General features: G+C 41.5%; 16 protein-coding genes. 7 read left to right on the top strand and 9 right to left on the bottom strand.

All coding sequences use genetic code 11. The features are described 5' to 3' along the window. Nucleotides 1–833, bottom strand: an 833-nt coding sequence (gene nagB, locus FHW89_RS25335) for a glucosamine-6-phosphate deaminase (protein WP_172337849.1), incomplete at its 3' end; no start/stop codon positions are given. 183 nt (nt 834–1016) lie between these two features. Here nagB and FHW89_RS25330 point away from each other — a divergent pair. From FHW89_RS25330 to FHW89_RS25315, 4 genes are all read left to right on the top strand, one after another. Beyond that, nucleotides 1017–2210 carry an anhydro-N-acetylmuramic acid kinase gene (locus FHW89_RS25330; RefSeq protein WP_172337848.1) on the top strand — a complete coding sequence of 398 codons (1194 nt, stop codon included), beginning with the start codon at nt 1017–1019 and terminating at the stop codon, nt 2208–2210. Nucleotides 2211–2255: 45 nt separating this feature from the next. Next, on the top strand, nt 2256–2495 hold the full coding sequence (locus FHW89_RS25325) for a hypothetical protein (RefSeq protein WP_172337847.1): 240 nt from the start codon (nt 2256–2258) through the stop codon (nt 2493–2495). Then, entirely contained in the window at nt 2495–2935 is a 441-nt protein-coding gene (locus FHW89_RS25320; protein ID WP_172337846.1) for a putative toxin-antitoxin system toxin component, PIN family, read from the top strand. Before FHW89_RS25325 ends, FHW89_RS25320 begins: the two co-directional genes overlap by 1 nt. A gap of 64 nt (nt 2936–2999) precedes the next feature. Next, a complete protein-coding gene (locus tag FHW89_RS25315) occupies nt 3000–4505 on the top strand; it encodes an NAD(P)H-hydrate dehydratase (RefSeq protein WP_172337845.1) in 1506 nt (501 codons plus the stop codon). Between the two features lie 362 nt (nt 4506–4867). Here the strand turns inward: FHW89_RS25315 and FHW89_RS25310 are convergent, their stop codons facing one another. The 6 genes from FHW89_RS25310 to FHW89_RS25285 all read right to left on the bottom strand — a co-directional run bounded on the left by FHW89_RS25310 (nt 4868) and on the right by FHW89_RS25285 (nt 9342). Beyond that, nucleotides 4868–5689 carry an anti-sigma factor gene (locus tag FHW89_RS25310; protein ID WP_172337844.1) on the bottom strand — a complete coding sequence of 274 codons (822 nt, stop codon included), beginning with the start codon at nt 5687–5689 and terminating at the stop codon, nt 4868–4870. Nucleotides 5690–5693: 4 nt separating this feature from the next. Then, nucleotides 5694–6245: an RNA polymerase sigma factor gene (locus FHW89_RS25305; RefSeq protein ID WP_172337843.1), complete on the bottom strand. Its 552-nt coding sequence runs from the start codon at nt 6243–6245 to the stop codon at nt 5694–5696. Nucleotides 6246–6269: 24 nt separating this feature from the next. Then, complete coding sequence (gene lipA, locus FHW89_RS25300; RefSeq protein ID WP_172337842.1) at nt 6270–7154, bottom strand: lipoyl synthase; 885 nt, start codon at nt 7152–7154, stop codon at nt 6270–6272. Between the two features lie 306 nt (nt 7155–7460). Then, nucleotides 7461–7790: a bacillithiol system redox-active protein YtxJ gene (gene ytxJ / locus FHW89_RS25295; protein WP_172337841.1), complete on the bottom strand. Its 330-nt coding sequence runs from the start codon at nt 7788–7790 to the stop codon at nt 7461–7463. Nucleotides 7791–8038: 248 nt separating this feature from the next. Next, nucleotides 8039–8533, bottom strand: coding sequence for a 6,7-dimethyl-8-ribityllumazine synthase (gene ribH, locus FHW89_RS25290; protein ID WP_172337840.1), 495 nt, complete (start codon nt 8531–8533; stop codon nt 8039–8041). A 131-nt stretch (nt 8534–8664) separates the two neighbouring features. After that, nucleotides 8665–9342: a tetratricopeptide repeat protein gene (locus tag FHW89_RS25285; protein ID WP_172337839.1), complete on the bottom strand. Its 678-nt coding sequence runs from the start codon at nt 9340–9342 to the stop codon at nt 8665–8667. A gap of 243 nt (nt 9343–9585) precedes the next feature. Here FHW89_RS25285 and FHW89_RS25280 point away from each other — a divergent pair, with 243 nt between their 5' ends. Continuing rightward, complete coding sequence (locus FHW89_RS25280) at nt 9586–10686, top strand: DNA replication/repair protein RecF (protein ID WP_172337838.1); 1101 nt, start codon at nt 9586–9588, stop codon at nt 10684–10686. Further along, the gene (locus tag FHW89_RS25275) at nt 10679–10969 is read left to right on the top strand and encodes a DUF721 domain-containing protein (protein WP_172337837.1); all 291 of its coding nucleotides are present in this window, start codon (nt 10679–10681) and stop codon (nt 10967–10969) included. The genes FHW89_RS25280 and FHW89_RS25275 overlap by 8 nt, the downstream gene beginning before the upstream one ends. Here the strand turns inward: FHW89_RS25275 and FHW89_RS25270 are convergent. Further along, the gene (locus FHW89_RS25270) at nt 10956–11150 is read right to left on the bottom strand and encodes a hypothetical protein (RefSeq protein WP_172337836.1); all 195 of its coding nucleotides are present in this window, start codon (nt 11148–11150) and stop codon (nt 10956–10958) included. The two genes, FHW89_RS25275 and FHW89_RS25270, sit on opposite strands and share 14 nt — an antisense overlap. Before the next feature lie 155 nt (nt 11151–11305). Next, complete coding sequence (locus FHW89_RS25265) at nt 11306–11725, bottom strand: nucleoside-diphosphate kinase (protein ID WP_172337835.1); 420 nt, start codon at nt 11723–11725, stop codon at nt 11306–11308. A 256-nt stretch (nt 11726–11981) separates the two neighbouring features. Between FHW89_RS25265 and FHW89_RS25260 the strand changes: the two genes are divergently transcribed. Then, nucleotides 11982–12992 (top strand): bifunctional oligoribonuclease/PAP phosphatase NrnA, encoded by a 1011-nt coding sequence (locus FHW89_RS25260; RefSeq protein ID WP_172337834.1) that lies wholly within the window; start codon nt 11982–11984, stop codon nt 12990–12992. The last annotated feature ends 3 nt before the right edge of the window (nt 12993–12995 follow it).

Raw genomic sequence — 12995 nt, 5'->3', positions numbered from 1 at the left:
TTATCTTCCCATGAACAATCTTTAACCAGCCATGGCGTATCAAAACGGGTGAGTTCAGAAGCCGCTGCTTCATCCAGAACAAACTCTACATGATCAGACAATTGCAGGTAAGTAGCCGGCACCTCGCCCGACATTTCGCCTTCTACCGCTTTTTTGATGATAGGTGCTTTTTTCTTGCTCCAGGCCATCAGGATAATTTCGCGGGCTTTAAAAATGGTACCAATACCCATGGTGATGGCTTTGGTAGGCACATTGGCTTTACCACCAAAATCACGGGCGGCATCGCTGCGGGTCAGGTCGTCCAAAGTTACCAAACGGGTCCCCGAGTTAGGAGCAGAACCCGGCTCGTTAAAACCGATGTGACCGGTACGGCCAATACCCAGGATCTGGAGATCAAGGCCACCGAGTTCTTCGATCTGGCGCTCATAGTTTAAACAGAAAGCCACCACATCGTCCTTATCCAAAGTACCATCGGGGATGTGTACATTGGCTTTATCAATATCTACATGGCTGAAAAGGTTCTCATACATGAAAGTAACATAGCTTTGGGCTGCATCAGGTTTCATGGGATAATACTCATCGAGATTGAAAGTGATCACGTTCTGGAAAGAAAGCCCTTCCTCCTTATGTAGCCGCACCAGTTCGTTATACACACCAATAGGAGTAACACCGGTAGCCAAACCGAGCACAGCTTTTTCGCCACGTGATTGTTTATCACGGATCAGTTTAGCAATGCGGGCGGCTACTGCCAGTGAGGCTTCCTGTTGACTGCCATAAACGCTTACCGGCAGCTTCTCGTACCGGGTCTCTTCCAATAAATTTAATCGGGCCATGTATCAGTATTTATAAGTTTATATGCTTGTTTCAAAACAAATATATCAGATATTTAGGTAGTGAGGGCATTAATTTCTCTTACTTTAATTCGCAAACGTTTGTGTAAAGTCCCTGTCCTTTGGATAAGATCTCTTATTCATTTAACTTTTGCAAAGCCCGGCAACAAATTGTAATTTAATGCCATGTTACCGTTCAATCAAAACCTGCAACAGCTGTTTACTATCGCCCAAAAAGATAAAAAAACGGGTATCGGTTTAATGTCTGGAACGTCGCTTGACGGACTCGATATTGCCTTGTGCAGTTTTACCGGTAGCGGTCTGCAAACCCAATTTAAACTGTTGCAATTTATTACCATACCCTATTCGCAAAGTTTTAAGGACGAGGTACAGCAGGTATTTGCCCGAAAAACGGCCGATCTGGAACAGGTAACTTTACTGAATGCTTTCATTGGCAATTATCATGGCGAACTGGTTTTGGAAGCTTTAGCAGGTTGGGGTATAGATACTACCGCCGTTGATTTTATAGCCAGTCACGGACAAACCATCTACCATGCACCGCAGCGGCTGCATCACCGGGCCAATTACCCGAATGCCACCCTGCAAATTGGCGATGGCGACCATCTTGCGGTAAAAACCGGGATATTAACCATCAGCGATTTCAGGCAGAAGCATATCGCGGCCGGTGGTGAGGGGGCGCCATTAGCTTTATATGGAGATGTGCTGCTGGGTAGTAAACCGGGCGAGAGCCGCATATTGCTCAATATTGGCGGTATCGCTAACCTTACTTATCTGCCTGCCGATGGCGATACCAGTCAGATCTTGTGCACCGATATCGGTCCGGGAAATACGCTGATCGATGCTGCATGCCGTAAGTATTTTAATAAGGCCTATGACCAGGATTCGGCTATTGCCTATAGTGGTAAGGTAAATGAGGATCTGCTCAGGGCATTGCTTAACCATGCTTTTTTTGAAGAAGCTCTCCCAAAAACAACCGGTCCGGAATTGTTTGGATTGGCTTATGTGGAACAGGCGCAGTTGCGCACGGGTACGGAGCACATAAAAAATGAGGACCTGGTAAGTACCTTAAGCATGTTTACCGCGGTGGCCATTGAGCATTTTATCCGGACAAATATTGAAGCGAATGACCTGCATATATTTATAAGCGGTGGCGGTGCCAGAAACCCATTTGTAGTAAACTATCTGAAACAGGCGCTGGCCGATACCCTTATTGCCGATACGGGCAGCCTGGGGATTGACCCCGATGCTAAAGAAGCTATCCTATTTGCCCTGCTGGGTAACGAGGCTTTGTGTGGTGAGCCTATGACCATTGGTAATAATCCAGCGGTGCTGATGGGTAAGTTTAGCTTTGCGGGGTAGACTTGTAAATCAAATTATCACTAATGAATTCGTTATATTTGAATTATGGGAGTAAAGGAATTATCGTCAGATGCTTTAAATGAGCAACAAGTGTTGATGTTGAGACTGCTAAAAAAGCCTCTGCCAGAAGCTGACTTTGCGGAGATCAGGCGTTTGGCCGTGAAATTATTGTCAAGGCGATTGGACCAAACTGTGGACGACTGGGAAAATAAAGAGAATATTACAGAGCAAAGTTATGATGAGCTAAGTAAATCACATTTTCGTGGCCCCTCCAAAAAGCATTAATGAAAATTGTGCCGCGCCAAAAAATATTAATGAAAGTTGTACTTGATTCCAATATACTTCTGGTTGCGATTGGAAAAAGAAGTCGCCACAGACCAATTTGGGATGCATTTATAGCTGAAAAATATAACCTGATAGTTGCCGAGGAATTAATATACGAATATGAGGAGATATTACAACGATATTCAGCTCCTGGTGTAGCTGAAATTGTAGTGGATATCTTTGTTGAAGCACCCCAGGTAATATATCAACAAGTTTATTATTCCTGGAATTTAATAGAGCAGGACCCTGATGATAACAAATTTTTTGACATTGCTGTAGCTGCTAATGCTGATTATCTCGTAACCAACGACGTACACTTTAATATCGTTAAAAACCTTGATTTTCCTTCTGTGAAAATTATTTCTGCCGATGAGTTTTTGAACATAGTAAAAGGTTTGTAACCCAATCGAATAAGCTATCTGCTTTTACAAAAACAAAACATATTATTCCTTACTTTAGAATAATATGCTACCATTACTAATTGCCGAACAAATACGCCAGGCTGATGCCTACACCATAGCTCATGAGCCTATCTCGTCCGTTGATCTGATGGAGCGAGCCTCCAAGGCCTTTGTGGGCTGGTTTATCAATCATTTTCCGGATAAAAAACAAACCATCAGCTTTTATTGCGGTACCGGTAATAACGGCGGCGATGGGTTGGCCATTGCGCGTATACTGCATCAGCATCAGTATAAAAAACTAACAGTAAGGATTATTCGTTACAGCGATAAAACCACTGCCGATTTTGATATTAACCTGGAGCGCTTAAAACAAATTGATATCCCGGTAAGCGAAATAAATAAGGGTGATGAGCTACCCGATGAAAACAGCTCGATCATTATCGACGCGCTTTTAGGCAGCGGCCTCAACAAACCCCTTACCGGTGACTATGAACGCCTGGTGAAACACCTCAATGCCCTCAAAAAAACTGTTGTAGCGGTTGATGTACCCACAGGACTTTTTTGCGACGGAGAGATACAGTTGGATTCCACAGCTATTGAAGCCGACCTGGTAATCACTTTTCAGCAACCAAGAATCAATTTTTTGTTGCCCGAATCGGCACCCTATATCCATTGCTGGGAGGCGGTAAATATTGGTATCAACGAAAAGTATGTGCAATCCATCAACTCGAGTTACCGGTTTGTGGAAGAAAAGGATGTAAAGATCTGGCTCAAGCCACGCCGGCATTTTAGCAACAAAGGTACTTATGGGCATACGCTCATCATTGCCGGGAAAGCCAAAACCATGGGAGCGGCTTTGCTCAGCGCTTCGGCGGCTGCTCATGCCGGAGCGGGACTTACAACAGCCTGCGTGCCCGAGAGTGGCCTTACCGCGCTGAATAGCTATCAGCCCGAAATCATGGCCATTGTGCGTAATGAGAGTGAGTTGCCCGGAATTGAATGGGATAAATTTAGTTCGATAGCTATAGGACCGGGCTTGGGTAAGGATGATGATGCTTTTGTGTTATTATCGGCATTGATCAAAAATCATAAAAAGCCCATCGTTGTTGATGCCGATGCCCTTAATTTACTGGCTGAACATCCTGACTTATTAAAAAAATTACCAGCCGGGAGTATTTTAACACCCCACATGAAAGAGTTTGACCGCCTGTTTGGCGAACATAAAAACTGGTGGCAACGCTTGCAAACAGGTATGGAGCAGGCTAAAAAACTAAATATCCACATCATTTTGAAAAACGATTACACCATAACCTTATCTCCCGAGGGCCGGGCTTACTTTAATTCGTCGGGGAATGCAGCTATGGCGTCGGGCGGTATGGGCGATGTGTTGACGGGAATAATTGCCGCATTGCTGGCACAAAAATACACACCGCTGCAAGCTTGTCTTATTGGTATCTATATACACGGCAAAGCCGGTGATGAATTGGCTTTACCCAATAGGTTAAGTGTGGTTTTACCAGGCAAGCTCATAACCCAATTGCCGCTTACCATGGCCAAATTAATGGCATAAAAAAAACGGTTGCAAGTATTGATACAACCGTTTTTGATTAACTATTAACTGATCTTATAAAGAACTAAATACTCAAATTTATAGGGTTAGATTCATGATATTCATCAGGTTTTTTAATCTAACTACACATAAGACGCACTAAGTACCCCAATAGTTACAAAAAAACAAATATTTCGTTTAGAATTCGGTTAAATAATTGTTAAATAACATGATAAGGTACTGGTTTATTTGCAAAAATAACCTAAAATGACTTAAATAGGGTATAAATTATGTTAAAAATTGTTAAAACTAATTGGAATGGGGGATGACTCCCGGAGACTGTAATATGATATAAATAAGAAAATTGAAGAGGATAAGGTGGATCAGAATTTACCCAAAACCACCATCTGATCCATGGTTGGATTAACGCTGCCGCCTTTTGGTTCCAGAGTTATGGCAAAGGCATCTGCAAGTGCTATTGGCTTCATCTCCTTCATACCGGTCGAATCATTTTTGGCGTCAAAAACACCAAGGTCAACAGGTTTTCCGCCAACTAATGCCCAAAGTTGATATTGGTGATCTTTATCATTCTCGGGCAGTTTGATATTACCCATATCAATCATTACTTTTTTCCTGGCTGCGCTAAAGGCAACCGTTACAACCGAGGCCGGAGTTTTAGCAGTTCCCTGTAATTTTAATAATTTGAACGACGGGTCGCGGAATATCCCCAACTCCCTGTCCATTAAGTTTACACGGTTACTAAAGTGTTGATTTTGCAATTGTATAGCTTCCAGTTGGTTGTTGGATTGCTGTAGGCGCGAGTAAACACGTACCAAAGCAACGGTGCTGGCTATTAACAAGGCTAAGCTGGCCGCGAAGGCATATTTATAAAAATTAGTTTCCTTACGGGCAGTTAACTCAACTACTTTGTGATTAACCGGGTGTGGCTTTTCGGGAAAGTTGTTATCGTCGCCAAAATTGGTGAGAATGCTGCCCATTACACGGTCGCGTAAGTTTTCTGATGGTTCAACGGCGTTTTTCAGAGCATATGCTTCCAGGGAGCGCTCAATTTCATCCAGTTCCGCTTTCACGGCAGGATGCTTTTGTGCCATCTCTTCTACTTGTAACCTTTCGTCGGGGCTTACATCCCCCAGAACGTAAAGTTCAAGTATTCCTGATTCAATATATGCTCTTATATCTTCCACTACTTCAATTAAAATGTTTTCTGAGTTGCTGGATACCCATTCGCAACCGTGTTTTTATGGTACCCAGCGGAACGCCTAATTCATCGGCAGCTTCCACATGTGTGTAACCTTTAAAATACACCAGATCGATTATTGATTTTTGTTCAGGCCTTAATGTCTCAACCAAATCTTTAACACCCATCAACTCAGGCTTATAAACTGTATTGTTTTGTTCGTCAATAGAATTTACGGTATTTTCAAGTTCCTGGTTTTTGTTCTGATTCTTAAAATCTTTTGATCTGATCTTATCTATAGCCAAATTGCGCGCAATATTTACCATCCAGGTAAATAAGCGGCCTTTTTCTGTGCTATAACTGGAGAAGGAGTGCCAGATTTTTACAAAAGTTTCCTGTAAAACATCTTCGGCAATGGCGGTATCAATAACGATACGTGAAATTACACCGAACAGTGAAGCAGAATACATATCATACAAAGCCTCAATAGCAATTTTTTCATGATTTCTCAATGAAAAAACTAATTGCTCTTCGGTTAGTGATATTTTATGTTTCTTACTCAACAGCGTGAATATATAAAGGAATTATCATATATCAAACAGATGTTTTTCTGCATGATAAGATGAGCGTACCAATGGGCCACTCTCTACGTATTTAAAACCTTTATCTAATCCAAATTGTTTTAACCGGGCAAACTGATCCGGATGGATCCAGTCAATTACCGGGTGGTGGTTACGGGTAGGCTGCAAGTATTGGCCTAAAGTAAGTATATGTACACCTGCGGCCAGCAAATCGTCCATAGCTTCTAAAATATCATCCTCGGTTTCGCCTAAACCCAGCATAATGCCCGATTTGGTGCGTAAACCAGCTTCTGATACATGTTTTAAAGCTTCAAGGCTACGATCATACTTAGCCTGGATGCGTACCTCTTTGGTCAAACGGCGCACGGTTTCCAGATTATGAGATACTACCTCCGGACGAGTTTCCAGCACACGTGCCAGATTATCCCAGTTACCCCTGAAATCGGGCAATAAAGTTTCTAATGTAGTATCCGGACTTTCGCGACGTATGGCATTGATGGTTTCGGCCCAGATAATGGATCCACCATCTTTCAGATCGTCACGGTCAACAGAAGTGATTACACAGTGTTTTACCTGCATCAGTTTTACCGAAGTAGCTACACGGTTAGGCTCATCTATATCAACAGCCAGCGGCCTGCCAGTGGCTACCGCGCAAAACGAGCAAGAGCGGGTGCAAATATTACCCAGTATCATGAAGGTGGCTGTACCAGCTCCCCAGCACTCGCCCATATTGGGGCAATTGCCACTTTCGCAAATGGTATGCAGCTTATGTTCATCAACCAAACTGCGTACATGCGTATACTCTTTTCCAATAGGAAGTTTAACCCTCAGCCAATCAGGCTTACGTTGAGGTTGTTGGTTAACAGCTGGAACTACCGGTAATTCAATCATGGTACAAATGTAGTTAAAAACCAAATAACCCATTGTGGGCTACAATGCAAGTTTTACGAATAAATTATAATAGATATGCAGAAGCAAGGGGCAAGAATAGGGAAACAAGATAAAATACGCCTCATTATTATCATCACGTCATTGCGAGCGTAGCGTGGCAATCCCCAACTATACAGAGTGGCTCTGCTTATCGGGGATTATTAATTTTTTGATTGTTTTTTTATCGGTATTAATGAGCTCCCTCTGGTCGGTTGTCCACGTCGTTCCTCCTCGCAATGACGCGTGGCTGTGTATACTAAGAAAATGCTAATTTAAAACCGATAGTGCTTCGTCAACCGAGATCTGACCGTGTGATTGATCAAGCACGCATTCGCCATCTTTGATTAGCAATAGCTGAGGCGATTCGTGATGTACCTGAAAAATGTCGGCTACCTGTTTTGACAGGTCGCGGTAAGTAATCAGATCTAAGAAATAAAGGGGCATATCTTCGGGAAGATCTTCCCAATCCAATTCAAAACGTTTTTTTGCCATCATGCTGATCGAACAGCGGGTGCTATGTTTAAATATCAGGCTGTAACCCTGGTGTTGTTTAATGCTATTCAATTGATCTGCCGACTCCAACGAAATCCAATTCATAAAGATAATGATATAGTGTACAGTGCTATAAGTAAAACTAACTTACAAAATAACACAAAAAACTCCCTATAGCTTTAAGCGAAAATAAAAAATGACAATTACCTGTTAACGACCGCTTTTTGGATACGAACCATAAGCCGGGCATAATTTGTTGGAGCATGATGAGATTGTGCAACCAACCACCAGGGCTATAAACGCTATGTAAATAATTTTTTTCATCGTATTAATTGATATCGGTTTTACGTTGATCAGCCTTTTAAGGTTTCAGCAAGGTGCGCCATTTTTATAGCGGTAATGGCAGCCTCGTCGCCTTTGTTACCATGTTTACCACCGGCACGGTCAATAGCCTGTTGCTGGTTATCGGTGGTTAGTACACCAAATATAACAGGTTTTGAATATTTTATGGCAACATTACTTACCCCATTTGCCACAGCATCGCAAATAAAATCAAAATGGCGGGTTTCGCCCTGTATCACACAACCCAGGCATATTACTGCTTCCAGGCCACCTTTTTTCAACAACAGATCTGCACCCGAAGTAAGCTCAAAACTACCGGGTACCGGGTATACAACAATGTTTTCGGGCAGGGCGCCATTATTTACCAGGCTTTGATAAGCGCCCTGGTAAAGTGCATTGGTGATCTCGGCATTCCATTCAGCTACAACAATGCCAAAGCGGTATGGTTGTGCTGATGGTATTTCGGTATTTGAAAAATCTGATAGGTTTTTAAGCTGTGTAGCCATTTTGTTGTAAAGTTAAAATGTTGAAATGTTTTAAAGTTGAGGTTACCCTTTTAAACGATTAAAGGTTGTAAAATTACAGAGATTTAGTTCCCATAACCTTACAACCTTTAAGCCTTACAACTTTTAACAAATTAAAGTTTCGCTTCGGCGCGAGCTATATACTCGTCAATATTTTGTGCTTCCGCGCTTTCAGGATATTCTGATTTTATTCTTTTGTAAGCCTCAGTTGCTGATTTATTGTCTTTTTGTTCTTCATAAACCAAGCCCAGTTTCTTTAAGTAAAGTGGCGATAAGAACTTGTTTTTAGCTTTATCAACAGCTTTATTAAATGACGAAGCCGCTTTATCATAGTCTTTCAACTCTACATAAGCATCGCCTGTACTACCCAAAGCTTCGGCAGCTACCATGCTGTCGTCGCCGCGATAGTTGTTCAGGTTATCAATAGCTTTGCGGTATTCGCCTTTATTCAAATAAGCAGTACCTAAGTAAAAATAAGCCAGGTTAGCAGCTTTGGTGTTGCTGTAATCGGTAATGATTTTTTCAAAACCCGGGTAGCTGGCATCGCCTTTAATAGCTTTGTCCCAATCTTTTTTAGCCCAAAAATCCTGCGCAACATGCATCTGATCGGCGGCCTGAATCTCGCGAGGGCCCAAATATAATTTCAGATATAAAAGATAAATAGCAATAAGGGCAATGATGGCCCCACCTATAAATAATAGGCTTTTTTGATTCTCGCGCACGAAATTTCCGCTTTGCCCTAAATTACTTTCTGGTGCTGCAGCTTTGGTGTTCGCCTGGGTTTTTGACATTGTTGTTCTAAAATTAAGTGTGCAAAGTTACAGTTTTCAAAATTTCTGGCAATAGCTTTTGTATTAAATCTTTATGGGAGTGGTTTATTAGTTCATTTGTTCATCAATTCATTGGTTTTGATGGTATAAAAAGACATGGATCTGTATTAACCGGCTATGAAAATAAAATCCAATTTAGGCAAACTAATGAACTCATGATACAAGTGAACTAATGAACTAATTCCCTAACTTTGCCTCCCCATTATGTATTTGCAGCAACTGTCAGTTATCAATTTTAAAAATTACCAGGAGGCCGAGCTTGTGTTTAGCGCGGGGGTGAATGCTTTTACCGGTAACAACGGTGCCGGGAAAACCAACCTGTTGGATGCTATTCATTACCTGTCGTTATGTAAAAGTTATTTTAACCCTATCGACAGTCAGCAAATAAAACAGGACGAGGACTTTTTTATCATTACGGGGATATTCAACAAAAACGAGCGAGCCGAAGCAGTGGCCTGTTCTGTTAAACGGAATCAAAAAAAGCAGTTTAAACGCAACAAAAAAGATTATCAGCGACTGGCCGATCATATCGGATTGCTGCCCTTGGTCATGATCTCGCCCTATGATACCAGCATTATTACCGAAGGCAGCGAGGAACGCCGTAAGTTTATTGATAACGTGATATCCCAAACCGATAATCATTACCTGGATGAGCTGATCACTTATAATAAGGTATTGGTTAACCGTAACGCGCTGCTGAAATTGATTGCCGATACCGGCCGGTATGACCCCAGCTTATTAGAGGTGCTTGATGAACAGCTGGCGAATTCAGGCAACCGTATATTTGAAAGGCGTAAAGCTTTTATGGAAAGCTTTACCGCTATTTTTAACAGTCATTACGGTTTTTTAAGTGACGGAGCCGAGCATGTTGACCTGGTTTATGAATCACAACTGTTGCAGGACGATTTTACGGCTTTGCTAAAAAAGAATGTGGAACGCGACCGGGCACTTGAACGTACCACTACAGGCATACATAAAGACGATCTGCAATTCGGCATACATGGTATGTCAATGAAAAAATTTGGATCGCAGGGACAGCAAAAATCATTTTTAATAGCACTTAAACTGGCGCAGTATACATTTTTGTATCAGCAAAAAGGATTTAAACCCTTATTGTTGCTGGATGATATTTTTGATAAGCTGGATGATGAGCGCGTTACCAAGCTGATGAAAATGGTATCCAATAATGATTTTGGGCAAGTGTTTATTACTGACACCAGCGTAAACAGGGTGCAGGATATTTTCAATAAAATAAACGTCGAGGTAAAACTATTTAAAGTAACAGGAGGGGCAATTGATGCGTAAAGCTAATGATAAATCGTTAAAAGAGGCCATAGACCAAATGCTGAACGTTTATAAAATTAAACGACGCTTTGACGAAACTGCTGTTGTGGCCGCCTGGCCCGAATTGGTGGGTAAGCCTGTGGCTAATCGTACCAAAGAATTATTTATCCGCGATAAAAAATTGTTTTTGCGCATCGAATCGTCGGTGATCAAAAATGAGCTCATGATGATGCGTGCCCAGATCATGGATAAGATAAATGAAAAAGCGAACGGGATATTGGTTGAAGAAGTTATTTTTCTTTAGAAAAACGAAATTTGTGTTTTACACCAATATCATCATTGATCATGGAGTAAGCAAAAATGAATATACCCGGAATGATAAAAGCCAGCTGAACCTCGGGGTGGGCTTTATATAACAAAATAGAAGCTGCTGCCAGGCACACAACGAGCAACAGGTATATGATACATTTCAGAAATAGTTTCATACAGTATAGCTTTAAAAATTACCAGGGTTAATAATTAAGGGTAAAGAAAATAATAACCCTGTAAGGTAAATCTACAAAACATATACCAAAAGCAAACAAAAAAATAACATTTACCGGCGTAATTAACTGAATTACACCGGTAAGTTACCTAAAAGTTAAAATCTTTCGAAAGCCGAAAAGAAAAAGTTGCCTTCTATATCGGCATTCTCATCAGAGTCAGACCCGTGAACAGCATTCGCGTCGATTGATTTGGCGAACAGGTTGCGGATAGTTCCTTCTTCTGCTTTAGCCGGATCGGTGGCACCAATCAATTTACGGAAATCTTCGATAGCGTTATCTTTTTCTAAAATAGCAGCTACGATAGGGCCAGATGACATGAAGTTAACCAGTGCGCTATAAAAAGGACGTTCTTTATGCACTTCATAAAACTGACCAGCTTTCTCCGGGCTCAGTGAGGTATATTTAAGAGCGATGATCTTAAAGCCGCTCTTCGTGATCTTGTCTATAATCGCACCAATGTGGCCGTTTGCTACCGCATCGGGCTTAATCATGGTAAAAGTTCTGTTGGTTTTCATTGAAATTATTTGTTTTAATTAATTAGTATCAAGTAGTTAGTATCAAGTATCAAGATTTTCTGCAAACTATTAATGCCGCTTTTAGAAACTGTCTTGATACTTGATACTAATTACTTGATACCATGAGTTGCATTTTTGCTTTTTAAAATTGGCGCAAAAATAGGTTTTTACATCTGTAACATAAAGTGTTTTGAATTAAATTAGATGGTTTGTATTTAATTTATTTATTTAGCTTTGCAACTCTTTTTTAAAATTGATGTTAGACTTAGCTTCGCTTAAAAAACTTTTAGCACAGCCTCAAAAAATAGTGATCACTACCCATCATAAACCTGATGGTGATGCGATGGGCTCGTCGTTAGGGCTATATAATTATCTGATACAACAAGGCCACCATGCCAAAGTGATCACGCCTACCGATTACCCTGATTTTTTGAGCTGGATGCCTGGTAACGAAGAGGTTATTATTTATACCGAACAGTTGGAGCAGTCGGCGACACTCATTGCAGATGCTGATATCATATTTTGCCTTGATTTTAATGCATTAAGCAGGATTAATCAAATGGGCGAACTGGTAGGTGCAAGCAGTGCTTACAAAATCATGATCGACCATCACCTGGAACCCGAGGATTTTGACGACTACCGCCACTGGAACATCAATGCCTGTGCTACTGCTCAGCTTATTTATGATTTTATTGTAAATGAACTGCAGCATCCCGGACTGGTTAATAAAGATGTAGCTACCTGTTTATATACAGGTATCATGACCGATTCGGCATCGTTCAGGTTACCAAATACCACCTCAACTGTACACCGTATAGTAGCCGACCTAATTGACGCGGGCGCGGTTAACTGGCGTATACATGAGTTGGTTTATAACAGCGCATCCGAAAACAGACTCCGGTTCCTGGGGCATTGCCTGGCCAATTGCCTGGAAGTACTGCCAGAGTACAATACTGCTATTATCGCGGTAAACAAAGCCGATCTGGAAAAATACGAAGTAGATACCGGCGATACCGAGGGTATAGTAAACTATGCCTTATCCATGGCCAGCATACGCCTGGCTGCGTTTATTGTAGAGCGGCGCGACAGGGTTAAACTTTCTTTACGCTCCAAGGGCGAATTTCCTGCAAATGAAATATGTAAAAAGTATTTTAGCGGCGGCGGACACCGCAACGCCGCAGGTGGGCATTCTGAACACAGCCTGGAGCAGGTTATACAAGAATTCAAACAAATATTACCAGAATATAAAAAACTATTAATACAGTAAAAA

Origin of the sequence: Mucilaginibacter sp. SG564 (assembly GCF_013149275.1) — a bacterium.
GTDB lineage: Bacteria > Bacteroidota > Bacteroidia > Sphingobacteriales > Sphingobacteriaceae > Mucilaginibacter.
This window is presented reverse-complemented; position numbering and strand designations above follow the sequence as displayed.